Source organism: Enterovibrio norvegicus, assembly GCF_002876705.1.
GTDB classification, from domain to species: Bacteria; Pseudomonadota; Gammaproteobacteria; order Enterobacterales; family Vibrionaceae; genus Enterovibrio; species Enterovibrio norvegicus_B.
This window is the reverse complement of the sequence record NZ_MDAG01000025.1, coordinates 26390-49957: the sequence shown is the minus strand read 5'-3', so window position 1 is coordinate 49957 and position 23568 is coordinate 26390. Positions and strand designations below refer to the sequence as shown.

Annotated in this window: 22 protein-coding genes; 12 read left to right on the top strand and 10 right to left on the bottom strand. The window is 50.2% G+C overall.

Annotated features, from left to right (window positions below; all coding sequences use genetic code 11):
• Window positions 1-32: 32 nt before the first annotated feature.
• Both BCT27_RS14475 and recQ read right to left on the bottom strand, forming a co-directional pair.
• Window positions 33-371, bottom strand: a complete 339-nt coding sequence (locus BCT27_RS14475; RefSeq protein WP_017013257.1) for a DUF3630 family protein — start codon at window positions 369-371, stop codon at window positions 33-35.
• Window positions 355-2205 (bottom strand): ATP-dependent DNA helicase RecQ, encoded by a 1851-nt coding sequence (gene recQ, locus BCT27_RS14470; RefSeq protein ID WP_102309277.1) that lies wholly within the window; start codon window positions 2203-2205, stop codon window positions 355-357. The genes BCT27_RS14475 and recQ overlap by 17 nt, the downstream gene beginning before the upstream one ends.
• 324 nt (window positions 2206-2529) lie before the next feature.
• Here recQ and rarD point away from each other — a divergent pair, with 324 nt between their 5' ends.
• The 3 genes from rarD to BCT27_RS14455 all read left to right on the top strand — a co-directional run bounded on the left by rarD (window position 2530) and on the right by BCT27_RS14455 (window position 5936).
• A complete protein-coding gene (rarD, locus tag BCT27_RS14465; RefSeq protein WP_017016296.1) occupies window positions 2530-3441 on the top strand; it encodes an EamA family transporter RarD in 912 nt (303 codons plus the stop codon).
• Between the two features lie 194 nt (window positions 3442-3635).
• Window positions 3636-5408 carry a gamma-glutamyltransferase gene (ggt, locus tag BCT27_RS14460; RefSeq protein WP_102396093.1) on the top strand — a complete coding sequence of 591 codons (1773 nt, stop codon included), beginning with the start codon at window positions 3636-3638 and terminating at the stop codon, window positions 5406-5408.
• 30 nt (window positions 5409-5438) lie between these two features.
• The gene (locus BCT27_RS14455) at window positions 5439-5936 is read left to right on the top strand and encodes a DUF2780 domain-containing protein (RefSeq protein ID WP_102319039.1); all 498 of its coding nucleotides are present in this window, start codon (window positions 5439-5441) and stop codon (window positions 5934-5936) included.
• A 120-nt stretch (window positions 5937-6056) separates the two neighbouring features.
• Here BCT27_RS14455 and uvrD read toward each other — a convergent pair whose 3' ends face one another.
• The gene (uvrD, locus tag BCT27_RS14450; RefSeq protein WP_102319038.1) at window positions 6057-8234 is read right to left on the bottom strand and encodes a DNA helicase II; all 2178 of its coding nucleotides are present in this window, start codon (window positions 8232-8234) and stop codon (window positions 6057-6059) included.
• Window positions 8235-8629: 395 nt separating this feature from the next.
• Between uvrD and BCT27_RS14440 the strand changes: the two genes are divergently transcribed.
• The 4 genes from BCT27_RS14440 to BCT27_RS14425 all read left to right on the top strand — a co-directional run bounded on the left by BCT27_RS14440 (window position 8630) and on the right by BCT27_RS14425 (window position 11028).
• On the top strand, window positions 8630-8890 hold the full coding sequence (locus tag BCT27_RS14440) for a BufA1 family periplasmic bufferin-type metallophore (protein ID WP_017011961.1): 261 nt from the start codon (window positions 8630-8632) through the stop codon (window positions 8888-8890).
• Between the two features lie 24 nt (window positions 8891-8914).
• Window positions 8915-9769, top strand: coding sequence for an MNIO family bufferin maturase (gene bufB, locus BCT27_RS14435; RefSeq protein ID WP_102396092.1), 855 nt, complete (start codon window positions 8915-8917; stop codon window positions 9767-9769).
• Window positions 9766-10524, top strand: a complete 759-nt coding sequence (locus BCT27_RS14430; RefSeq protein WP_102396091.1) for an HvfC/BufC N-terminal domain-containing protein — start codon at window positions 9766-9768, stop codon at window positions 10522-10524. Before bufB ends, BCT27_RS14430 begins: the two co-directional genes overlap by 4 nt.
• 66 nt (window positions 10525-10590) lie before the next feature.
• On the top strand, window positions 10591-11028 hold the full coding sequence (locus tag BCT27_RS14425) for a DoxX family protein (RefSeq protein ID WP_017011958.1): 438 nt from the start codon (window positions 10591-10593) through the stop codon (window positions 11026-11028).
• Between the two features lie 86 nt (window positions 11029-11114).
• Here BCT27_RS14425 and yigB read toward each other — a convergent pair whose 3' ends face one another.
• The 6 genes from yigB to lptM are packed head-to-tail and all read right to left on the bottom strand — an operon-like array spanning window position 11115 to window position 15726.
• Window positions 11115-11846: a 5-amino-6-(5-phospho-D-ribitylamino)uracil phosphatase YigB gene (gene yigB / locus BCT27_RS14420; RefSeq protein WP_102396090.1), complete on the bottom strand. Its 732-nt coding sequence runs from the start codon at window positions 11844-11846 to the stop codon at window positions 11115-11117.
• Between the two features lie 10 nt (window positions 11847-11856).
• Window positions 11857-12771, bottom strand: a complete 915-nt coding sequence (xerC, locus tag BCT27_RS14415; RefSeq protein ID WP_102319034.1) for a tyrosine recombinase XerC — start codon at window positions 12769-12771, stop codon at window positions 11857-11859.
• A complete protein-coding gene (locus BCT27_RS14410; RefSeq protein ID WP_102319033.1) occupies window positions 12768-13439 on the bottom strand; it encodes a DUF484 family protein in 672 nt (223 codons plus the stop codon). The genes xerC and BCT27_RS14410 overlap by 4 nt, the downstream gene beginning before the upstream one ends.
• Window positions 13436-14266, bottom strand: a complete 831-nt coding sequence (gene dapF, locus BCT27_RS14405) for a diaminopimelate epimerase (protein ID WP_017013249.1) — start codon at window positions 14264-14266, stop codon at window positions 13436-13438. The genes BCT27_RS14410 and dapF overlap by 4 nt, the downstream gene beginning before the upstream one ends.
• Window positions 14267-14275: 9 nt before the next feature.
• On the bottom strand, window positions 14276-15529 hold the full coding sequence (gene lysA / locus BCT27_RS14400; protein WP_102319032.1) for a diaminopimelate decarboxylase: 1254 nt from the start codon (window positions 15527-15529) through the stop codon (window positions 14276-14278).
• A 26-nt stretch (window positions 15530-15555) separates the two neighbouring features.
• Window positions 15556-15726, bottom strand: a complete 171-nt coding sequence (gene lptM / locus BCT27_RS14395) for an LPS translocon maturation chaperone LptM (RefSeq protein ID WP_102319031.1) — start codon at window positions 15724-15726, stop codon at window positions 15556-15558.
• Window positions 15727-15800: 74 nt separating this feature from the next.
• Between lptM and cyaY the strand changes: the two genes are divergently transcribed.
• Window positions 15801-16112 (top strand): iron donor protein CyaY, encoded by a 312-nt coding sequence (gene cyaY / locus BCT27_RS14390; protein WP_017011883.1) that lies wholly within the window; start codon window positions 15801-15803, stop codon window positions 16110-16112.
• Window positions 16113-16211: 99 nt separating this feature from the next.
• Here the strand turns inward: cyaY and BCT27_RS14385 are convergent, their stop codons facing one another.
• Window positions 16212-18764 carry a class I adenylate cyclase gene (locus tag BCT27_RS14385; RefSeq protein WP_479684312.1) on the bottom strand — a complete coding sequence of 851 codons (2553 nt, stop codon included), beginning with the start codon at window positions 18762-18764 and terminating at the stop codon, window positions 16212-16214.
• A gap of 390 nt (window positions 18765-19154) precedes the next feature.
• Here BCT27_RS14385 and hemC point away from each other — a divergent pair, with 390 nt between their 5' ends.
• Genes hemC through BCT27_RS14365 form a run of 4 tightly spaced genes read left to right on the top strand, consistent with a single transcriptional unit; the run spans window position 19155 to window position 23260 of the window.
• The gene (hemC, locus tag BCT27_RS14380) at window positions 19155-20090 is read left to right on the top strand and encodes a hydroxymethylbilane synthase (protein WP_102319071.1); all 936 of its coding nucleotides are present in this window, start codon (window positions 19155-19157) and stop codon (window positions 20088-20090) included.
• Entirely contained in the window at window positions 20087-20860 is a 774-nt protein-coding gene (locus tag BCT27_RS14375; protein ID WP_102396089.1) for a uroporphyrinogen-III synthase, read from the top strand. Before hemC ends, BCT27_RS14375 begins: the two co-directional genes overlap by 4 nt.
• Window positions 20844-22070, top strand: a complete 1227-nt coding sequence (locus BCT27_RS14370) for a uroporphyrinogen-III C-methyltransferase (protein WP_102319028.1) — start codon at window positions 20844-20846, stop codon at window positions 22068-22070. The genes BCT27_RS14375 and BCT27_RS14370 overlap by 17 nt, the downstream gene beginning before the upstream one ends.
• Window positions 22067-23260 (top strand): heme biosynthesis HemY N-terminal domain-containing protein, encoded by a 1194-nt coding sequence (locus BCT27_RS14365; RefSeq protein WP_102396088.1) that lies wholly within the window; start codon window positions 22067-22069, stop codon window positions 23258-23260. The genes BCT27_RS14370 and BCT27_RS14365 overlap by 4 nt, the downstream gene beginning before the upstream one ends.
• Window positions 23261-23568: the final 308 nt, after the last annotated feature.

The window sequence follows — 23568 nt, the reverse complement described above, 5'->3', positions numbered from 1 at the left end:
TATACAGCAAATCGTTCGATTGCCAACTGCCTTTAGGAGTGTGAGGAAAGGAGTTGATTAGAGAGCCATTGATTCAAGAATGAAAGTTCGTCATCGCCGTCAGCACCAAGGCGTTCTAGCCATAAACTTGCGCTGTAATGCTCGGCTTTTAACATAAATTGCACGCCCTCAAAATCGACCAACCAGCTCATCAAATCGGCATCCATTTGCTTTTCAATGATGGCAGCATCAATCAATTGGCAAAACGCAGCGGCATAAGCGTCTGCATTGTCGAAATCAAGATCATCAATGGCCAACACAAAGCGCCCTTCTTCGATATCAAAAAGGGCAACACTGGCGCGTGTCAGAATGCGGTTATCCGTAACTGGCATCGTTTGAGTCCATGGTGATGTGATCTTCAATCACGTCCAAAAAGACATTGCCGTATTTTTCGAGCTTACGTTGACCCACGCCGTTCACTGCGAGCAGCTCACCTTGCGAGGTTGGGATCATCTCCGCCATCTCAATCAAGGTGGCATCGTTAAAGACCACGTACGGCGGCACATCTTCTTCATCTGCAATGGCTTTACGCAATTTACGCAGTTTTGCGAAGAGCTTTTTATCGTAATTTCGTTTGCCAAGCTTGTCTGCTTTGCTGCGCGGCGACAAACCTAAACGCGGTACGGCCAATTCCAGCGCAATTTCACCACGTAATAATGGACGCGCTTCTTCGGTCAATTGCAGCACGGAGCTTCGAGCAATGTTCTGCACTAAATACCCACGATGAATCAACTGACGGTAAATGCTAACCCAATATTCATGGCTGTTATCTTTACCCAATCCATAGGTGCTGAGCTTTTCATGGGCATGATCTTTGATGCGTTGGTTTTGCATGCCGCGAAGCACTTCCACCACATAACCCACACCAAAGCTTTGGTTCACGCGGTACACACAAGACAGCGCCTTTTGCGCCTGCTCAGTACCATCAAACAAAGTCGGTGGGTCTAGGCAGATATCACAGTTGCCGCACGGCTTCTCTCGATATTCACCAAAGTAGTTTAGTAGCACCAAACGGCGACACGTTAAGGCTTCAGCAAAAGCCCCCATGGCATTCAGCTTGTGGCTTTCCACCTGCTTTTGCGGGCCTTCTGGCTTTTCTTGCAAGCAGCGATGTAGCCAACCAATGTCTGACGGGTCATAGAACATCACCGCTTCTGCTGGCAACCCATCGCGCCCCGCGCGGCCCGTTTCCTGATAGTAGGATTCGATGTTTCTCGGAATGTCGTAATGCACCACAAACCGCACGTTGGGTTTGTTGATCCCCATGCCGAAAGCCACGGTTGCCACCACGATTTGAATATCATCGCGTTGAAAAGCATCTTGCACAAAGCCGCGTTGCTCGTTGCTCATGCCGGCGTGGTAGCCCGCAGCACGAATGTTTTGGTCACACAGTTTTTCCGCGACCTGCTCAACACGCTTTCGACTATTGCAGTAAATAATGCCGCTTTGGCCAGACTGGGTAGTCAGAAATTGAGTGAGCTGCGCGAGGGGCTTGTGCTTTTCAAGCAAGGTGTAGCGAATGTTAGGTCTGTCGAAACTGCCGAGGTAAATGTTTGGCGTATCCAAGGCCAAACGCTGGCAAATATCTTGGCGAGTGGTGTCATCGGCCGTTGCGGTCAGCGCCATTACGGGCACATCAACAAAGTGTTGTTTCAACATGCCAAGTTGCGCGTACTCTGGGCGGAAATCATGCCCCCACTGTGACACACAGTGCGCTTCATCCACGGCGATCAGCCCAACCTGAATCGATTGCAGACGTTCGATGAAATCTCGCATCAACACACGTTCAGGCGACACATACAAAAGTTTCAGGTTGCCTTCACGCAGTGATTTCCACGTTTCGCTTTGTTCGTCTGGTGTCATCGAAGAGTTCAAGCACGCTGCCTGCACACCGTTTGCGAGCAATTGGTCGACCTGATCTTTCATTAAAGAGATCAGCGGGGAAATGACAATCGTGATGCCATCACGCATCAAGGCAGGAATTTGATAGCACAGGCTCTTACCGCCGCCTGTGGGCATAATGACCAAGCAATCTTGACCTGCAATCACAGCATCAATGATTTCTTTCTGACCGTCGCGATAGCTGTGGTAACCGAATACCGTCTGCAGAACAGAGTGATCGTGAGCGATTTCCGACGTTAACGCGGCCGAATCAGTAGGGGTCATAGCGCCTCTCTTCGAAGAATTGGCGCTCATTCTAAACGCACCAAGGCAATGTTGAAAGCGATGCTGGCGTTGTACGAAATTTTCTCACCTATTTGTCACTCTGAGGGTGTGATTAAACTCGCATCATCCATATACTGACCAAAGCAGCAAAACAATTTGCATTCAATGCCATTGCTCAGCCGTTCGGCAGTGACAATGCCACTTCATCCTTATATTTCGCTGCTTATTTCGTCATATATCGACATTTATTCTTTAAACCACCCTTCCATTTGCCGCACAGGCAGTCGCTTTAACCATGGAAGGAAAATAACACGAGATACCGCAGTGAATGATGCGCAACAAACCCGCCGTGGCGTTTTACTCGCCCTTGGCGCGTATACCATGTGGGGTATTGCCCCCATTTACTTTAAATCGCTGACTGACGTTCCTGCTCTTGAAGTCGTCATGCATCGAATACTCTGGTCGTTTTTCTTTTTAGCCGCCATTGTTTATATGAGCAGCGGCTTTGCGCGTGTTCGTCTGTTATTTAAAGACAAAAAACGCATGGCATTGCTCGCGATAACGGCCATTGTCATTGCCAGTAACTGGCTCATATTTATTTGGGCCGTTGGCAGTAACCGCATGCTCGACGCCAGTTTAGGGTACTACATCAACCCATTGTTGAATGTCGTGCTGGGTATGGTGTTTCTCGGCGAACGTTTTCGAAAGCTGCAATGGCTTGCTGTTGCGCTCGCTACCGCAGGCGTGGGGATTCAGTTGATCACCTTCGGCTCGCTGCCTTGGGTCGCGTTGGTGCTCGCGAGCAGCTTCGGCGTTTACGGATTGCTGCGTAAGAAAATCAATGTGGATGCGGCGACAGGTCTTTTCATCGAGACCTTGGTGTTATTACCCGCCTCTATCATTTACCTGTTTTTCATCGCAGAGAGCACAACATCCAACTTGCTCAATAACAGCATCGGCATGAATGTCTTACTGATCGCAGCGGGTGTCGTCACGACACTGCCTCTGCTTTGTTTTAACGGCGCTGCCACTAAACTACGTTTGTCGACATTGGGCTTTTTCCAATACATCGGTCCAAGCATCATGTTCTTGTTGGCGATCGGTTTGTACAACGAACCGTTTACCGCTGACAAAGCGACGACCTTCATCTTCATTTGGACAGCACTGGTGGTCTTTACGTTTGATGCGGTGAAGCAGCAGCGAAAACAACGACACGAAAAGAAAGCGCAGCCTTAACGCGATACCGTGTTCATTCGTACGTCATGTTCAAAACGGCACTTAAAGTGCCGTTTTTCTTTCACCGCCTTCCGTCTCTATCTTTCCGTAACTTCTCAATAAATTTCCCTTTTGCCTCGACTTTCCGACACATCACTATAGCGATGGCGAACTATACTGAAAGACCAATCGTTCAGGTGGCAAAAGGAATTCCAATGAAAAAGCTCCCCTCTCTCTCACTCTCCGCACTTTTGCTGAGTCTTGCCTTCGGCGGTACCGCCAACGCGACTAGCGAAGGGCAAGCAACAGATGCGATTGCCCCCGAACTTGCCACTGGCAGTGTCATGCGTAAAAGCGTGAAAGGTGAACAATGGATGGTGGCCTCTGCCAACCCTCATGCCAGTAAGGCAGGCGAACAAATGCTGCTTGCCGGCGGTAACGCCATTGATGCCATGGTCGCGGTACAAACTGTCCTTGGATTGGTTGAGCCACAAAGCTCAGGGATCGGTGGCGGTGCCTTGTTGGTGTTTTGGGATGAACAAAAACAAGCGCTGACCACTTATGATGGACGCGAAACCGCGCCATTGGATGCCACACCAAGCCTGTTCCTCGATGACAATGGTCAACCGCTGAAATTCTACGATGCTGTCGTGGGTGGTTTGTCCGTGGGTACACCGGGCACCATGCGTTTAATGCATGACACCCACGCCAAGCTTGGCAATCTGTCTTGGCGTAAAGTGCTCGCACCAGCGATCGCATTGGCGGAGAGCGGCTTTGAAGTGTCCCCCCGTCTTGCTGCTTTGATTGAAGGCGATGCAGACAGACTGCGCCGCTACCCAAGCACTTACCGCTATTTCTTTGATGGCACCGGCAACCCACTCAACGTTGGCGATCGTTTAGTGAACCAAGAGTATGCTGATACGCTGAAATTGGTCGCGGAAGATATCGACAACTTCTATGAAGGTGACATCGCCGATGACATCGTTGCCACCGTGCAAAATGCCGCGGGCAATCCAGGCATTTTGAGCAAGAAAGATCTCGCGAATTACCGCGTGATTGAGCGCAATCCAGTGTGCGCGCCTTATCACCAATACAAAATCTGTGGCATGGGCCCACCGACGTCTGGCGGTATTACCGTTGGCCAAATCCTCGGTATTTTAAGCAACTACCCAATGAAAACCTTGGGCAAAGACAACCCTGAAAGCTGGCGTTTGATTGGCGATGCCTCTCGTCTCGCCTTTGCTGACCGTGGTCGTTACATCGCAGACAGCGACTTTGTGCCAGTGCCAACTGAGGGCTTGTTATCGCCTGAGTACCTCAAAACACGCGCAGATCTGATTAGCGGTGATGCAGCATTAGACAATGCAGCACCGGGCAAACCTGTATTTACTCACGCTAGAGTCGCGCCAGAGTGGGCCGATGACCAATCCATTGAGCTGCCTTCCACCAGCCACTTTTCTATCGTGGATAAAGAAGGCAACGTTGTGTCGATTACCACCACCATCGAAAACGGGTTTGGCTCGCGCTTGATGACACGCGGCTTCTTACTCAATAACGAGCTGACCGACTTCTCTTTCGCAACCCACAAAGATGGCATGCCCATCGCCAACCGAGTCGAGCCGGGTAAACGTCCACGCTCGTCGATGGCACCGACTATCGTTATGCGCGATGGCAAACCCTACATGGCCGTTGGTTCACCGGGTGGTAGCCGTATCATCGGTTATGTGGCGAAAACATTGGTTGCACACCTAGACTGGGGATTGGATGTACAGTCAGCCATCGATCTCCCACATCTCGTTAACCGATTTGGCGCCTATGATATAGAGGCAGGAACAGATGCTGAAAGCTTCAAACCCGCCCTGGAAGAGATGGGGTTTGAGGTAAATATTCGTGACTTAACCTCTGGCATACACGGTATTGTTATCGATAGTGGCACTTTGGAAGGCGGAGCCGACCCAAGGCGCGAAGGACTTGTAACGGCGCAGTAGCCAGAAATAACGCCCCTCAGGAGGAGCACAATGTTACGTAAACTAAATGTGATGGCACTTTCAGCCGTATTGACCATGGCCGCGTTGCCAGCACATGCACTGAGCCTCGATGGCTTGGTGGGTGAAGCGACAAAAGAAGCAAGCAACCTACTGACTGGCGTGAGTAAAGAAGCGGCAGACAACCCGCTGACGTCGCAGATTGCCGAAGGCTTGAAAGTGAATGACGAGCAAGCGGCAGGCGGTGCAGGTGCGCTTCTTGCAATGGCTTATCAGGAACTCGGCACGGACCAAGCGAGCGAGCTGACCAAAATGGTTCCAGGTTTAGATTCTCTGACAAGTGCAATCCCTGGCGACCTCGGCAGCATGCTCAACAACATGGAGTCAGTAAACAAAGTCTTTACGGCTTTGGGTCTCGACCCTGCCATGGTGCAAGAGTATGCACCAATGATCTTGAAGTTCTTGGGTAACGAAGGCGCGAGCGAATCTCTGCTTAGCGATTTGTCTAGCCTTTGGGGTCAAGCGGCGTAATCGCTTCTGCTCTCTCTGCGATAAACGTTGTCTTTCAACGGTAGACGCAGTAAGACGTAAAAAGGGTGGTCATCATGACCACCCTTTTTTATTGTCGCTTTTCAGTCATTCAAACCTTGTTTACAAGGCTTCAAGCTTGGCGTATTGCGTCACCAGCCACTTAATGCCTTCGCCATTAAAGGCGACTTGCACACGGCTTTGACCGCCACTGCCTTCAAAGTTAATGATGGTGCCTTCACCAAATTTAGGATGCTGAACACGTTGTCCAAGCGCAAAGCCCGTTTGGTTGAAGTTTGATTGGGTCTGCGTTTGCGAGAAACGACCGCTAGACGCTGCTGGGCGTGTTACTTTCGCGCGCATCCGCACTTCTTCTAGGCACTCTTCCGGTAATTCACGGATAAAGCGAGATGCTTTATGGAACATGTCTTTGCCGTAAACACGGCGCATTTCTGCGTAAGTAATGAAGAGCTTTTTCATTGCACGGGTCATGCCGACATAACAAAGGCGGCGTTCTTCTTCCAAACGCCCCGCTTCTTCGGACGACATTTGGCTTGGGAACATGCCCTCTTCCACACCGACCATGAAGACCAATGGGAATTCGAGACCTTTGGCGCTGTGCAACGTCATTAATTGCACCGCATCTTCAAACTCATCGGCTTGGCCTTCACCGGCTTCAAGCGCCGCATGAGACAAGAACGCCGACAATGGCGACATGGTTTCCTGCACCTCTTCAGGCACTTCGTATTGGCGGGTAGCCGTTACCAGCTCTTCCAAGTTATCAATACGCGCTTGGGCTTTTTCGCCCTTTTCCGCTTCGTACATCGCACGAAGGCCAGAGTGTTTGGTTACGTAATCCGTTTGTTGGAACAGGGCCATTTCACGGGTATCGTCTTCCAGTGCGTTCACCAACTCGATAAAACGGCGCAGTGAGTTTGCTGCACGGCCTGCCAGCACTTGCTCTTCCAGAAGTTGTGTACTGGCTTCCCACATTGTCGCGCCGCGATCACGCGCTGCCAGACGAATGGTTTCTAAGGTGCGATCGCCCAAACCACGGGTGGGGGTATTCACCACGCGTTCAAAGGCAGCATCATCAAAACGGTTCGCCATCAGACGCAGGTAAGCCAACGCATCTTTGATCTCTTGGCGCTCGAAGAATCGCATGCCACCGTAAATACGGTAAGGCAAACCCGCTTGAATTAACGCTTCTTCCAGCACACGCGATTGGGCGTTATTTCGGTACAACATGGCGCAATCATTCAGTGCCGCACCATCGTCATGCCAAGCTTTGATTTTACCGACAACAAAACGCGCTTCATCCAATTCATTAAACGCGCTGTAAACCGAAATCAACTCACCTTCTTTGCCATCCGTCCACAGGCTCTTGCCCATGCGTTCGGCATTGTTTTCAATCAAGTGGTTAGAGGCTTTTAGAATGTTGCCCGTTGAGCGGTAGTTCTGCTCAAGACGAATGGTTTTCGCGGCCGTGAAATCATCCAAGAAACGTTGAATGTTTTCAATTTTCGCACCGCGCCAGCCGTAGATAGACTGATCATCATCGCCCACGATCGTAACGCTGGCTTGTGTGCCCGCCATCATGCGAAGCCATGCGTATTGGATGTTGTTGGTATCTTGGAATTCGTCCACCAAGATGTGCTTAAAGCGCGCTTGGTAGTGCTCGCGAATGTGGGCTTTATCACGCAGCAATTCATGACAACGCAACAGGAGTTCAGCGAAATCAACCAAACCCGCACGATCACACGCTTCTTGGTAGGCGCTGTAAACGCGCAACCAGGTTTTCTCTACGGGATCGAATTGCGCATCGATGTGTTGTGGGCGTAGCCCTTCATCTTTTTTGGCATTGATGTACCAAGACGCCTGACGCGCTGGCCAATGTTTTTCATCCAAGTTTTGCGCTTTGATCAAACGACGCAGCAAACGCTGTTGGTCATCTGAATCGAGAATTTGGAAATCCTGCGGCAAGCTCGCATCCAGATGATGCGCGCGCAGAATGCGGTGACACAAGCCGTGGAAGGTCCCGCACCAAAGTCCTGACGCCGTACCATGCATCAGTTGTTCGATACGACCACGCATTTCTGCCGCCGCCTTATTGGTGAAGGTTACCGCCAACACAGAAAAAGGCGATGACTGCTCCACTTGCATTAACCAAGCGATGCGATGAACAAGCACACGGGTTTTACCACTTCCCGCTCCCGCCAGAACCAAGTAGTTGCCAAGCGGCGCAGCCACGGCTTCGCGTTGTTTGTCGTTGAGACCATCTATGAGGTGGGATACGTCCATCGTTCATTCACTGGTTATTTATACACTGGTTGAGGATTATATACCCAAAGTGGCGTGCGTTGCTCGCTTCACGCCGATTTTCTGAGCTCAAAATGGAAACCAACCCTCTCATTCATCATCTTCACCCAAGTGATCACCGAAAAAGCATCATGTTTGTGAATATTTTTTCTTTTTTTACCGCATGATGTTTTAAAGATATATATCATAAACTTAAAAAACATTTTTCTTAAAAAACCCACGAAAGCGGTGTGTTAATGGCGAAAAAATGGACGCTAATGCGAAAGTTTTTGTCCTCACAGCCTATCTTTTTAATTGAGCGCGTTATTGAAGACTCGCCCTACCACAACCGATTGATAATCTTGAGGACTGCTGAGTCCTAAGAGTGAGGATTAAACATGAAAAAGACCAATCTTGCTGTTGCTGCTGCTGTTACCGGTTTACTTGCTGTGGGTGCAACGACCCTGACCACGACCGCAGTTCACGCTGCAGAAAAAGAGAAATGCTATGGCGTAGCCAAAGCCGGTAAAAATGATTGTGCAACAAACACCAGTTCATGTGCAGGTACCTCTACTAAAGACGCACAATCTGATGCATTCATCGTTGTACCAAAAGGCCTATGTGATCGTTTGTCAGGTAGCTCAAGCACCTCATCATAAGCTGACAATTACGGAAGAAAAGGTATGGAAAAAATATCTCCTTGGGTCGGTGTTGGGTTACGTCATCCACACCACGACTACTTCGAACAAGAATCCCCGGATATTGGATGGTTAGAAGTACACAGTGAGAATTTTTTCCAACCTGATTCCGAGGCGTTTCAGGCGCTGCATTCTTTGCAGCGCCGATACCCCATCAGCTGCCATGGCGTTGGGTTATCACTTGGGTCGACTGACCCCATTAATGTTCAACACCTTCAACAGCTCAAGCATTTGATTGATGCCATTGACCCATTGTTTGTGTCAGAGCATTTAAGTTGGAGTTCGGTTAACGGGGAGTACTTCAATGACCTGTTGCCCCTGCCGTATACCGAAGAAGCCCTCGATGTGTTTTGCACCAATGTCGACAAAACGCAGGACTACTTAAATCGCCAAATCTTGGTTGAAAACCCATCCAGTTATTTGAGTTTCAGTCATTCGACCTTGTCGGAATGGGATTTTCTCACCGAAGTCTCTCGTCGAACGGGGTGCGGCCTATTGCTCGACCTTAACAATATTCACGTCAGTGCCTTTAACCATGGCTTTGACGCGCAGCACTACCTCGATGCGATTGACCCTAACAGCGTGAAAGAAATTCACTTGGCAGGTTTTACCGTTAATCCACTGCCAGAAGGCGAGATTTGGATTGATACGCACAGCCAGCCCGTATCTGCGCCCGTTTGGGCACTCTACGAACAGTGGATTTCTCGACATGGCCCAAGGCACACCTTGATTGAGTGGGACAGAGACATCCCGGCACCAGAGGTGTTAATGGCGGAAGCAGCGAAGGCAGACCGTATTGTTAAAGCCGTCGCTTCAATAGTGCGTAAGGAGGCTTCATGAGTGACTCACCGTCATTGGCCTCGTTACAACAACAATTCAGCCAAGCGCTGCACTATCAAACCTATACGCTCCCTGTTGAAGAGGGTGTCGCGGATCCCGATGCACTGCTCCAGGTGTATCGCAATAACTTCGTGATGACGCTATCGGAGTACCTTGAAGTCGTGTATCCCGTGGTACACGCTCTTGTCGGTGAAGACTGCTTCAATGCCTTAGCGCGACACCATGTATTGAATACACCCATGCTTGATGCGCGTGCCGACCAATATGGCGATGGTTTTGACGCCACCATTAATGCCATTCCTAACATCATTGATGCCGTGCCCTACCTTGCCGACATCGCGACGTTAGAGTGGTTAATACAAGCGGTAAACAAACACGCATCTTGCGCCACGGATTTCCCTTTGGACGCCCTCGCGCAGGTTGCTCCCGAAGACTTTGATGCGTTGAAACTAACTGTCGCGCCGTCTGTACGACTGCTTCAAAGCCGCTTTCCTGCTGCCAGTATTTGGCACGCAGTGACAGACAATGATGGGAATGCACTGCAAGCCCTCGACTTATCAGAAAGTGAAACCGTGCTTTTGTTGATGAATGAGCAAGGCATTCAGTTGCAAGCCATTGATGCAGAGGAAGCCTCACTGATCGTGGCGAGCAATGAAAGCACCTTAGGTGGCATTGACCCAGAACTGCTTAAACATATCGCACCCGCGGTTCAGCGTGGTGTGTTTGAACACTTTGATATTGCTGACCAACCTTAGCCTACGCACTTATTTAGCTTGGCACAGCACGTTATTTGATGACTGAGAATGAAAAGGAAATAGCAGATGATTGCTGTATTAAATAAAATTGATAGCCTTATGGAATCCGCGCTAAAGCCTTTGGTTCCAGTACTGTTACTTGTAAGTCGCCTTTGGGTGGCGTGGGTGTTTTTCCGTGCAGGCCAAACAAAGATCGCCAGTTGGGACAGCACCTTATACTTGTTTGAATATGAGTACCAAGTGCCCGTGCTACCTTGGGAGCTTGCGGCTTATCTTGGCACCGCGGCTGAATTGATCCTTCCCGTTTTCTTGGTATTGGGTTTGTTGACACGCCCTGCTGCGCTTGCACTGTTTGTGTTCAACATCGTCGCGGTTGTGTCATACCCAGCGCTGTGGGAAAAAGGGTTCTACGATCACCAAATGTGGGGCGTTATGATGCTCGCGACCGTTATCCTTGGTCCGGGTTTGGCGGCAGTGGATAATTTTCTTAAGCGACGTGGCTAGTAACGTCAGCAAGAAAGACAAAAAAAAGCGCCTAGGCGCTTTTTTTGTTTGGACGAGCAGATGTGGGGCGAGAAACACTGCCCGCCCTAAGACTCTCCACACCCTGTCAGCGTCAGAAGCTGACTGAGGTGAGAAATTTCCACATCAGGTAAGAGTGACGCACGACGCTGCTGCGTCAAAGGTTGGTGCGTGTCATTAAACCAGCACGCTTTAAAACCTGCCAACACCGCTCCACGCACATCCGATTTCAAATGGTCGCCCACATGAAGAATGTCAGAGGCGGGCATGGCCAACGCTTGTTGGGCTTTTACAAACAACGCGCCGTCAGGCTTAGCCGCGCCATCAGGCCCAGCTCTCAACACTTGTTTAAAATACGGCGTTAAACCAAGCTTATCGCTGTCCACATTGCCATTGGTGATCGCCACCAACGGGTAACGAGACGCAAGCAAAGACAAAGTTTCTAACGCCTCATCAGGCACAGTGAAGTTGCTGCGCTCAAACAAGAAGAATGCCACTGCGTCATCAGCCAACAAGCGTGCTTCCGGTGCATGCAAGCCACATCGAGTGGCTGCCAGCACGATCTGTGCGCGGCGTATTTCAGTGACAAACCCAATCAATGACGGATTCTCATCAATCACTTGTTGGCGCATCACTTGCCATTGTGACCAATCAAAAGCCGCCATGGCCTCACAGCGGTCTTCCAACCAATCGAGCAACAACTGTTCAGCGCGCACGATGACCACACGGTTATCGTAAAGCGTGTCATCAAGATCAAACGTCAAAGCGTTCACAGGTTGCCAGCGTCGATAGAACTTCATGATTTAGACATCACTCCCCTTTACGCTTTCGAGCCCTTGGGTGCGCGGCATCGTATACCTTCGCCAAATGCTGAAAATCGAGGTGGGTGTACACTTGGGTTGTCGACAAGTCGGCGTGCCCAAGCAACTCTTGCACCGCACGCAAATCACCGGATGATTCCAGCATGTGCGTGGCAAAACTGTGTCGAAGCTTGTGGGGATTAATGTGGCTGCTAACCGCTTGTTTCTGTCCCCACTCCGCCATACGTTTTTGTACGCTGCGTGGCGAAATACGGTTTCCAAGTTTGGAAATAAACAAGGCCTCTTCCGGCCCTTTCAGCAATTGGTTACGCACTTTTAGCCAGTTAACCAACCACTCTTGCGCTTTACCTGTAAACGGCACGACGCGTTCTTTATCGCCCTTACCGATCACGCGTATATCCCCTTTGCGCACCGCCACATCACGAAGGTTCAATCCGATCAGTTCCGACAAACGCAGACCTGCACCGTACATCAATTCCATCATGGCGCGATCGCGGATCGACAACGGGTCATCGTCGTTAACCGACAATAACTGGTCAATTTCATCCACATCGAGGTTTTTAGGTAAGGTTCGGCCTTGCTTGGGAGCAGCAACTCCTTTCGCAGGGTTTGCACCCATCGCGCCATCTCTCACCATGAAATCAAAGAAGCTACGCAGCGCAGACAGCCGAAGGGCAATGCTGCCGGGTTTGAGCTTGTCGCGCTTGGCTTGGCTGGCAATTTGGCGTACCCATGCCGAATCCACATCCTGCCAATGGGTCACTTCAGAGCGAACCAAAAATTCGGCACACGCCTGCAATTGCTGACGGTAATTAGATTCAGTATGACGACTTAAACCGCGCTCGCGGATCATGTAGTCAAAGAAACGGACGAGGGGTTTTTCCAGCGTGGCTGGCAAGCTCATTCAGCCGCCTGCCACTTGGAAAGAAGAATGGCGATATGCTCGGCGATTTGTTCCACGAACAAGGTATCCATGCTCGGTTGGAAATGTCCGCCGTCTTTGCTGGCAAACGATAAAAAGCCCAACTCTTTTCCTTTGTATACAGGAACCAGCGCGTACGAACCTAACTCTGGTGCTGCATGAACGAAGTACTCGCCGTCATTCTTGCGTAATCGACCGAGGTAAATGCGTTGACCACAAAAATGCGCCGCTTTTACCGCATCGACCCCCTGACGGTTCAACCCTTTGTCGCCATCGTAAAGGCGCAAGGTTACCGTCAGGTTCAACGACGCGGCAAGTTCGCGCAGCGCTTGGTGAATACCACTTTCACTGTCAGCAGCAAACAAGGCTTTATGGGCATGAGAAAATGCACGGAACAAGTTTTCATTGCCCGCAGCAATGCTCATTAGCTGTGTGATGTCTTCTTCTAACTCGCCAACACGATCGCGCAAGCGACCCAGTTGGATTTCGACCAAAGACACCGCACCACGCTCAGTGTGAGGGATACGCAATTGTGTCAGCAACTGAGGCTGACGCTGGAAAAAATCAGGGTTATCTTTCAAAAAGCTGGCCACGGCATCTTCGGTAAGTGCTTGTGCCAATGGCCCTTCGAGCTTGGAAAGCTCCGTCATACGGTTATTTGTCCATCATATACATGAGAAGCAGGACCCGACATAAACAGCGGATGACCGAGCCCACGCCAACGAATGTGTAATGAACCGCCCGGCAAATGCACGGTGACAGATTCATCCAACAAACCTTGAGTGATACCAACAGCCACGGCTGCACACGCGCCGCTTCCACATGCTTGGGTTTCGCCCGCACCGCGTTCATACACGCGAAGTCGGATTTCGTTACGCGAGACCACTTGCATGAATCCCGCATTCACACGCTCTGGGAATCGCTCGTGCGATTCAACCAACGGGCCAAGGGTTTCCACGTCAGCGGTATCAACATCATCAACAACCGTCACACAGTGAGGGTTGCCCATGCTGACAGCGCCAACAAACAAGGTTTTATCGTCTACACGTAAAATATAGGTTTTTTCTTCCGCATTTGCGCGAAACGGAATTTTCGCAGGTGACCAAATCGGTTCACCCATGTTGGCCGTCACCGCATCATCACTGTCAATTTTCAGCACCATCTTGCCAGATTTGGTGCTGACATTGATTTGATGCTTGTTGGTGAGGCCCTTCATTCGCACAAAGCGCGCAAAACAGCGGGCACCGTTGCCACACTGCTCTACTTCACTGCTGTCCGCATTAAAGATCCGGTAGTGAAAGTCACTTTCCGGATCGTACGGAGGCTCAACAACCAAAAGTTGGTCGAAGCCCACACCGGTGTTTCTGTCCGCCAATCGACGGATCATATCCGGGGAGAAATATGCATTTTGCGTCACGCAGTCAACGACCATAAAGTCGTTGCCAAGCCCATGCATTTTCGAAAATTGTATCTGCATCCGGATCCTTTACTCAGGCAATACTTGCTCTAATTCCCACAGTGACTCAAGCACTTCACGCTTACGCACTAAATGGGCAGTGTTACCATCGACCATGATTTCAGCCGCGCGTGCACGAGTGTTGTAGTTCGATGACATCACAAACCCGTATGCGCCAGATGAACGTACGGCCAACAAATCGCCCGGCTCAATATTCAATGCACGGTCTTTACCGAGGTAATCGCCCGTTTCACAGATTGGGCCAACCAGATCATACGTTTTCGGCTCGCCCGCACGCGGTGCTACAGGCACGATGTCTTGCCACGCTTGATATAGCGCAGGACGGAGTAAATCATTCATCGCCGCATCAATGATGGCGAAATTCTTTTCTTCATTGTGCTTGAGGAACTCTACACGCGTCAGCAACACGCCCGCGTTAGCCGCAATCGCACGACCCGGTTCAAACACCAGCTCAATGCCTTGGTGATTTGATAAACGGTCAAGCAAGGCTTTTGCGTAATCAGATGGCTCTGGTGGCTTCTCGTCGTGGTAGGTCACGCCCAAGCCGCCGCCCACATCAAGGTGCGAGATTTCAATGCCGTCTTGACCCAATTGGTCAATCAAAGACAACAAGCGATCGGTCGATTCAATAAACGGTGCAAGGTTGGTCAATTGAGAGCCGATGTGGCAATCGATACCATGCACATTGAGGTTTGGCAGGCTGTTGGCGTAATTATACACCTCACGTGCGCGGTCAAAGGCGATACCGAATTTGTTTTCTTTCAGGCCTGTCGAAATGTACGGGTGGGTTTTTGCATCAACATCTGGGTTAATGCGAAGGCTAACCGGCGCCACTTTGCCCAACTCGCCAGCGACGTGGTTGAGACGGTCCAGTTCAGCTTCTGATTCCACATTAAAGCACTTGATGCCAAGCGACAGTGCGCGTGCCATTTCATCTGCTTTTTTGCCCACACCAGAGAACACGACTTTTGCCGGATCGCCACCTGCGGCCAATACACGCTCAAGTTCACCCAGCGACACAATGTCGAAACCTGAACCTAAACGCGCCAGTACATTCAATACACCTAAATTGCTGTTTGCCTTCACGGCATAACAAATCAGATGCGGGTGATCGCCTACAGCACTGTCAAACGCATGCCAGTGACGCTCAAGCGTCGCACGTGAATAAACGTAAAGTGGAGTGCCGTATGTGTCAGCCAACTGCGCAAGCGGCAAATCTTCTGCCCACAGTTGTCCGTCATTCTGATAGTTAAAATAGTCCAACGTTGTCCTTCCCTGTCCAGATTGGGTTATGGCTGACTGGCGGCCTGAGGCTGTGTATCCTGAGTGGTATCCGAAGTTGCTGGCGCAGAATTTTGCGCAGGTGCATCTTCTGGAAAGTAAAGTGGGCCTTGCTGACCACAGGCTGACAACACGGTGACGGCTGCCAGCACAAAGAGTTTCAGGGTAGTTCGCATCATTAATGCCAGTGATCCAAAAGTTAATGCCCTCTATAATCGCATCAACACACTGAAAAGCAATAGGACGGAATGCAATGAACACAACCCAATACCACGAACTGGTTGATGCAGAATGGATGACCATCGAAGAAGGCATCGACGAGAGTGGTGCGGATATCGATTATGAGACGTCTGGGAACGTGCTCACCATCGATTTTGAAGACCGCAGCCAGATCATTATCAACCGTCAAGAGCCTATGTCAGAGATTTGGTTGGCGTCCCGCTCAGGTGGATTCCATTTCGCTTACAAAGACGGAAAGTGGATTTGCAGCAAGTCAGGCGTTGAATTCATGGACATGGTCAAGCAAGAGTGCAGCAAGCACGCTGGCGAAGACGTGAATTGGTAAGACGCATAGATCGGCTTTTGAAGAGATGCTGATAGCGGGACATCGCTATCAGCATTTTTTTTGCCGCACGTTTGGCGGCAAAAGAAATCAGAGAGGGGTTTAACGCGACGCGTATTGCGACGTTTCTGCGTTCGCTTCGGCGCTACGCTGCCAAGGACCACTCTTGTAAGGAATAACCTGAGCACGGCCATCAGCATGATGAATAATGTCGTAGAACTGTGGCAGGTTGAAGTTAACCGCCTGACCTGTGAACGACACCTTGTCTTGTGACGACGTGTAGAAGCGGTTTACGCCCTGCACCATTTCATCTTTATCACCGCTAAATTGGCGATACACTTCGACGCGGTTATTTTCATCTAGCACGTAAATATTGAAGCCTTGGTCGCAATCTTCGAAGAAGAATTGGATAAGCCCTTCACTCGCGAACGCATCAACCACTTCAGGCGGATGCACTTCACCGTCTTTATCAAGCACAACCACTGGCGAACCATTGATTTTATTGGTCGAGATAGAGCGGTAGAAATCGACAGAATTCTCGAGTTTCTGCACAGACACGCCACGGCGCTCAAAGAACAGGCCGAACGTTTGGTCTGCCACACGAATCGCTTTAAAGCGACGGCGTTTTTCCTGATCAACCGGCTTCAAGCGCATATCGATACACTCTGCAACCAATTGGTATACCAAGTTTCTGATCAAACCACGCATCTTACCGGCATAGCAGAACACATCGACCGACTCGGGTGGAATGGCGTCTTGATGCATTTTACCCAACAAGGTTTTCAACACATCCAGCATGGCGTTCTCACCCTTAAAGTTAAGGGTTCGCACTTCGTTCCAACTGTTGCGGTAAACCAAGTCAACGCTACCGACCAAGCACTCTTGCTCAGGTCCATAGCTGAAAATATCGGTGTTTTTAAAATCGAAACGCACAGCAGGCTGCTTGAGTTCAGACGTTGGGTCTTGCTCAAGGTTGATAAACAGCGCCAGTTTGCGAATTTCACACGGGCTAGACAACGCCTGCAATGACGGCTGAGGACGGCGCACCGAGAAGGTGTTTCGCATGTCACTCACTAATTGATACAGCTTATCAATGTCCACATTGCTGTTGCGCGCCACGGAGTGCAAACACGTCGATTCGGTCAACATGCCATTGAAATACGCCCATGCGACTAACTTCGACAAATACCGGTTATGTTCGAGCGGCGAACGGCCGATGATGTCGACAGGCTTGAGTGATTGCTTGTAAAGGTACCAACCCGGCGGGTTGCTACGGCCTTCTGGCACTTGGATCAATGTCAGGTTCGGCTCATGCAAATCTGGCGACAGTTGCGGGTTCAGCAAGGTCACTTTGCCCGGCAACACTTCAAACGCGGCATACAGCTTACGCGCCAAAATGCTGATGTCTTCAGGGCTGATTGCCGAGGTAATGTCATTACGACGCGCAAAGCGAATCAAGTTTCGGTAGCTCAACATCAGCGCTTCAAGCAGCTCGTTGTGCGCCTCTTTAACTTCTTCCACTTTCCAATTGCGGCGGTTATCTAAACGCGCAACGTCGTCTTGGCTCCATCCCCACTCACGGGTCAATACACACAGCACTTCACGGCGCCATGGCACGGAACCAGGTCCCGGCTCGCGGGTCAATTTTTCGTGGGTTTTGAGGTAGAAGCAACGACGCACCAAATCCAAACGGCGGTGATCGTCAATACGCTCAAGGTAACGCGTCACTTTTTCCAGCATCAAGTAATACGCGTCAGATTGGTAAACATCTAACATGCCAGAATAAAAACGGCGTTTACCATCCACGCTCAGAAGCTGTGTACCTGGGTATTCCCATGAATATGCTTCGAGCAGGATGGCTTTCAGTACCGACTTATAAGGAGAGTCGATACTTTTATAAAGCTGCCATAGGCTTGAGCCGAAGTATTCTTCAGCAGGGATCGACGGCAGTCCGCCAAAGTCGACCCAATCATCGCGGCAAATTGCGCCGCTTGCGATCATCTCGCCCACATACTCTTCGTAGCAATCTTCCATTTCTGGCGGCACGAGATACCACAGCAGTTGTTGACCTGCGAGGTGCAGCGCAGAGCGGTAGAATTCATCGAGAAGAAGGTAATGCTGGCTTGACCCACAGTTATCGGAGGTCATGGCTTGGGCAAGGTTTTTGCGGAAACGTTGTTCGCACATCACGAAGAAGTTCACTTCAACGCCTTGTGCCATCGCCCAATCTGAAATCATCGAGCATTTACTGTCGAGCATTGCGCGCTGATCTTCACTCACCCATTGCTGAACACACACCCAAATATCGAGATCGCTCGACAGGCTTTGTCCCATCGAGGCTGTGCTGCCCATGGAGAAAAGACCTTTGATTGGGAATTCGTCAGAAAGGGGTTTGTCTGGGATCGCGGTGTCGACGGCAAGTGCACAGTCATTCACGAAATCGCGCTGCAAATCAGAAAGGGTAAAACTAGAAATTCCGTGGACGACGCTACGTTCCAAATAGCCCGGAATGGCTGGATGGTTAAAGTGCAGCAAGACAGGCAAAACGTTAAACACGTTAATGGCCTGTGAGTGCATAGCGCTTCGAGCACGTTCCAACCTTACTTGGTTGAAAGCATCGAGGCGCTCTATTTGCTGATCAACATAGTTTTGCAAGATAAACATCCAAAGTTGCCGACATCCGAGTCAACGTAGCGGGGGTCGAGAATAAAGAAGACATCGACACCCATGGACAAAAACGTGATCAATCTAACAGTTTTTAGCTGGAGCGTAAAGCGAGCAATGGTTTCTTGTTTTCCCATCACTTCGTTCACTATATGAGCAAAACTGTGAGAGAGACAACACGCTATCTCATAATAGATTCAAAGGAAGGTGAACCGCGTTCTATTTCGCCTTCTGAATCAGCCCTAAAAAATAGATCCTCGTCACACAAGACTAGCCCATCCTGCCACACTTCGCACGTTTTAACCTTCGCCATCACCTTCAGTTATCAAGGACGATGAAGCGATGATACGATTAGCGTAATAGAAACAAATGGAAGCCAACATGAACTCAACACCGATCCGCATCGCGACACGACAAAGCCCGCTTGCTCTTTGGCAGGCTGAATATGTAAAAGCAGCCCTCGAATCCACTCACCCAGGTTTGGTGGTTGAACTTGTTCCTATGGTGACCAAAGGTGACATTATTCTTGATACGCCATTGGCAAAAGTTGGCGGGAAAGGGTTGTTCGTGAAAGAGCTTGAACAAGCCATGTTGGAAGGTCGTGCGGATATCGCCGTGCATTCCATGAAAGACGTGCCTGTTGAGTTTCCAGAAGGCCTTGGCCTTGTCACGATTTGTGAGCGTGAAGACCCGCGTGATGCGTTTGTCTCTAACAAATACAACGGTTTTGCAGATCTGCCAAAAGGCGCGGTTGTGGGCACATCAAGTCTTCGTCGCCAATGTCAGGTTCGCGAAATGCGCCCAGATTTAGTGGTGAAGGATTTGCGCGGTAACGTCGGCACGCGTTTAGGCAAACTGGATAAAGGTGAGTATGACGCGATCATTTTGGCAGCCGCAGGCCTAAAACGTTTGAACCTTCACGACCGTATTCGTGCTGAAATCGAACCCGAAGAAATTCTTCCTGCCGTCGGTCAAGGCGCTGTGGGCATCGAGTGTCGTCTTGATGACGAACGTGTTCGCACGCTGTTAGAGCCTTTGGCAGATGCGAACACCACGTTCCGCGTGCTGTGCGAACGCGCCATGAACAATCGCCTACAAGGCGGTTGTCAGGTACCTATCGGCAGCTATTCAGTGATTCAAGGCGATCAGATTTTCCTTCGTGCGCTTGTCGGCGAGCCTGATGGTAGCCAAATCATTCGCGGCGAAGTGACAGGCCCACTAGAAAAAGCAGAAGAGTTGGGAACCGGTCTGGCGGAACAACTGCTTGAAGACGGCGCACGCCCTATTCTTGAAAAGTTGTATCAGGACGAAATATGACGGTATTGGTTGTTCGCCCAGCTCCTGCGTGTCACGAGCTGGCTGATAGCCTTAACCAAGCAGGAATAAAGGCGCTGCCCGCGCCTTTATTGTCTTTTTCTGACGGAAAAGATCTGCACACCCTCAGCGACACCTTGGCGGCATTGCCTTCCAACAGCGTGGTGGTCGCGGTAAGCCCTCGTGCGGTCGACTATGCGCATCGCCACCTTCGCGAACAAAATCAGCCTTGGCGACACGATTTACATTATGTCGCAGTGGGTGAAAAAACCGCGGTCACATGGAAAGAACTTAGCGCCATTGAGGCTTACCTTCCCCACACCGAAGACAGCGAAGGCATGTTAGCACTGCCTGTATTTTCTGCACCCAGCACACTGTCGGTTCTTATTCTACGGGGGAATGGTGGCCGCGCATTGTTAGGGGAAACCCTTCACGCGCAAGGCGCGCACATCCACTATTTTGAAGCATATCAACGACACTGGGAGAGTGAGCACTTATCATCACTTACAGAACAGTGGCGTCGTGAACATGTCGACACTATTGTGGTGACCAGTGGTGAGCAACTCTCACTTTTGTGTCAGACAATCTCAGAGTGTGACCAGCAATGGCTAAAAGAATGCCATATACTGGTGCCTAGCAAACGGATTTACAATCAAGCAATTGGCCTTGGTTTTTCCACGATTAGCTGTGTAAACAGTGCCGCCAACCGCACACTGTTTCACGTATTACACGAGATGAACAACTCGGGACATTCGGATGACAGACAAGAATAAAACATCAGGCACGGATAAAAACACGTCGGCGCCAGCATCCTCTTCAGGCAAGGAGACGCCTAGTTCGTCAAACACTGCTGCCAGCTCTCAATCCTCTAACAGCAAGCCTTCAAATGCTGAGAAGAAAACGGCATCAACGCCGCCTGAAGCAAAACCTGCCAAAGAACAAAAACGTGGCGGAAACAAGTTAGCGGCTGTTGCCATTATTTTGGTGATTGCGTTAGGCGCAGGCCTTTACTATCACGGCCACCAGCAGTCACAGCAATACAATGCTGACATATCGGCGCTGGCATCCCAAGTCGATGCACTGAAAAGCGCACTGTCTGATAGCGAGCAACAAAACCAAGCGGCACTGGCAAGTGCAGCGCAAAACACGCAAGTGCTTATCGAGCAACAAGACAAAACCATCGTCAGCCTACAATCTGCATTGGCCGACATGAAAGGTCGTCGCCCGAACGATTGGCTGCTTGCTGAGGCGGAATACCTGGTAAACCAAGCGGGTCGTCAGCTTTGGTTGGTACACGACGTTCTAACAGCAACCACCTTGATGGAAAATGCTGACCAACGTATTGCCGAACTCAACGACCCTTCAATGACACCTATTCGCCAAGCCATGGCAAAAGACATCATGCAATTGAAAGCACTCAAGCGTATTGACCGAGATGGTCTGGTGCTGCGTTTGAACAGCCTTCAGCAAGAAGTTGATACGTTGCCGTTTGCGAACGCCATCATGCCGCAAGCCGAAGAGGTTGCGCCTGAGAAAGTCTCTACAGATGTCAGCGATTGGGAGCAAAACCTGAAAGCGTCGATGAATGACTTTGTGGGTAAATTCATCACGTACCGCAAACGCGAAGGTGATGTGGTACCGCTGCTGACGCCAGCCCAAACCTTCTACTTACAAGAAAACCTCAAAGCGAAGCTAGACCAAGCCATCACGGCGGTGTATCGCGAAAATGGTCGTTTGTACGCAGAATCATTGAGCACAGCAAAAGCATGGGCAGAGCGTTTCTATAACCAAGACGCGAAATCGACAGAAGCTTTCATCACGACTCTGACACACTTGAGCGAGCAAACCATTTCCGTGAATTACCCGGAAGTGCTGCACAGCCAAGATTTGATCAGCGAAGCGCTGTCTGACCGCTTGCGTCGTGATTTGTCGCCACTGCCGGCGGAAGCTGAGGCACTCCCAACAGAGGAGAGCACCCAATGATCAAAATTCTTTTACTGGTCATTGCGCTGATTGCAGGCTTAATCGTGGGGCCCGATCTTGCGGGCAACCAAGGTTATGTTCTGATCTCCGCGGCCAACCAAACCATTGAAATGAGCTTAACCACGTTGATCATTTTGGTCATCGCCGCGTTTGCTGCTTTTTTCATTCTCGAGTTTCTTGTGCGCAAACTGTTTTCGATTTCGAGTTCAACCCGCGGTTGGTTCTCTGGTCGTAAGAACAAGAAAGCACGTAAGCTGACCAACGATGGCTTAATGAAATTGCTGGAAGGCGATTGGAAGCAAGCGGAGAAATTGGTCGTCAAAGGCGCTTCACATAGCGATGCTCCTTTGTTGAACTGCCTTGCCGCTGCGGAAGCCGCACAAGGGCGTGGTGATGTCGAAAGCCGTGACCGCTACCTACAAAAAGCGGCGGACTTTGGCTCCGACAATTTGGCGACGTCTCTGACACGCGCCAAGCTTCAATACCGCCAAGGGCAGTACGAAGAGGCACTCGCCAGTCTGCAAGGTTTGATTGATGCACACCCGCGCAATGCGATTTTGCTGACACTGCTAAAAGATACCTATCTGCAACTGCAAGATTGGCAGGCTCTCATTCGCTTATTGCCGTCTCTGAAGCGCGTTAAAGCGCTCTCTGATGAAGAAGTCCATAAGCTTGAGATAAAGGCGGAATGTGGTCTGATGGCTTACATCGCGACCCAGAAAGGCAGCGATGGCTTACTGGCACACTGGAACAGTTTGTCACGCGCGGCACGTCAGCAAACGTCATTGATTGCGTGTTTGGTGAAACAGTTGATTGCTCGCCGTGCAGATTCAGAAGCGTATGTAATTTTACGTGAAAACCTGAAGAAGCAGCCTGACGAGTCGCTGATCAGCTTGATTCCTGAGCTTACGCTGCCTGATTACCACCCAGTGATCTTAAAACTTCGAGAGTTGCTGCGTTACAACGAAAACAACCCAGTGACCAACAGTGCATTGGGACAATTGTATTTCCGAGAAGGAAAATGGGCTGAGGCAAGACAGCACTTTGAGCGCGCGCTGGAAGCTCGCCCAGACGTGACCGACTATGCTTGGCTGGTTGATACGTTGGAGAAGCTCAACGAATCAGGCATTGCCAACAGCGTTTCACGTGAAGCGTTGAAGCTGGCATTGCCTCCAACGTCTTCGTCGTAGCATCGGCAAATCGCCTAAAGCAGGCGAAAAATCACAGATACAAAAAACGCCCAAACGGGCGTTTTTTTATTCACAAATTTAGCAAATAGACCGATTAACAACCCCATGTGTTTCAAGTCGTTAATAATGATTAACTGCTATTTACAGCGTATTGTTAAGGCAAGGTAACTGGTATCAAATAGAACGGTAACAAAAACTATAACGCTAAAATTTGTAAAGTGAGCTCAACTGATCATGGATATGTTACCTTGGATGATCATCTCAGGCCTGTTGGTATCGGTAGTTACCGGTCTGCTAACGGTACTGAT

Excerpts from the sequence above, each read along its gene's own strand:
- cyaY (WP_017011883.1), top strand. The coding sequence starts at position 15,801 with ATGAACACAACCCAATACCACGAACTGGTTGATGCAGAATGGATGACC.
- bufB (WP_102396092.1), top strand. The coding sequence starts at position 8,915 with ATGGAAAAAATATCTCCTTGGGTCGGTGTTGGGTTACGTCATCCACAC.
- yigB (WP_102396090.1), bottom strand. The coding sequence starts at position 11,846 with ATGAAGTTCTATCGACGCTGGCAACCTGTGAACGCTTTGACGTTTGAT.
- BCT27_RS14410 (WP_102319033.1), bottom strand. The coding sequence starts at position 13,439 with ATGACGGAGCTTTCCAAGCTCGAAGGGCCATTGGCACAAGCACTTACC.
- BCT27_RS14475 (WP_017013257.1), bottom strand. The coding sequence starts at position 371 with ATGCCAGTTACGGATAACCGCATTCTGACACGCGCCAGTGTTGCCCTT.
- uvrD (WP_102319038.1), bottom strand. The coding sequence starts at position 8,234 with ATGGACGTATCCCACCTCATAGATGGTCTCAACGACAAACAACGCGAA.
- BCT27_RS14430 (WP_102396091.1), top strand. The coding sequence starts at position 9,766 with ATGAGTGACTCACCGTCATTGGCCTCGTTACAACAACAATTCAGCCAA.
- xerC (WP_102319034.1), bottom strand. The coding sequence starts at position 12,771 with ATGAGCTTGCCAGCCACGCTGGAAAAACCCCTCGTCCGTTTCTTTGAC.
- ggt (WP_102396093.1), top strand. The coding sequence starts at position 3,636 with ATGAAAAAGCTCCCCTCTCTCTCACTCTCCGCACTTTTGCTGAGTCTT.
- lptM (WP_102319031.1), bottom strand. The coding sequence starts at position 15,726 with ATGATGCGAACTACCCTGAAACTCTTTGTGCTGGCAGCCGTCACCGTG.
- BCT27_RS14440 (WP_017011961.1), top strand. The coding sequence starts at position 8,630 with ATGAAAAAGACCAATCTTGCTGTTGCTGCTGCTGTTACCGGTTTACTT.
- BCT27_RS14375 (WP_102396089.1), top strand. The coding sequence starts at position 20,087 with ATGACGGTATTGGTTGTTCGCCCAGCTCCTGCGTGTCACGAGCTGGCT.
- BCT27_RS14455 (WP_102319039.1), top strand. The coding sequence starts at position 5,439 with ATGTTACGTAAACTAAATGTGATGGCACTTTCAGCCGTATTGACCATG.
- BCT27_RS14425 (WP_017011958.1), top strand. The coding sequence starts at position 10,591 with ATGATTGCTGTATTAAATAAAATTGATAGCCTTATGGAATCCGCGCTA.
- BCT27_RS14370 (WP_102319028.1), top strand. The coding sequence starts at position 20,844 with ATGACAGACAAGAATAAAACATCAGGCACGGATAAAAACACGTCGGCG.
- recQ (WP_102309277.1), bottom strand. The coding sequence starts at position 2,205 with ATGACCCCTACTGATTCGGCCGCGTTAACGTCGGAAATCGCTCACGAT.
- BCT27_RS14365 (WP_102396088.1), top strand. The coding sequence starts at position 22,067 with ATGATCAAAATTCTTTTACTGGTCATTGCGCTGATTGCAGGCTTAATC.
- hemC (WP_102319071.1), top strand. The coding sequence starts at position 19,155 with ATGAACTCAACACCGATCCGCATCGCGACACGACAAAGCCCGCTTGCT.
- dapF (WP_017013249.1), bottom strand. The coding sequence starts at position 14,266 with ATGCAGATACAATTTTCGAAAATGCATGGGCTTGGCAACGACTTTATG.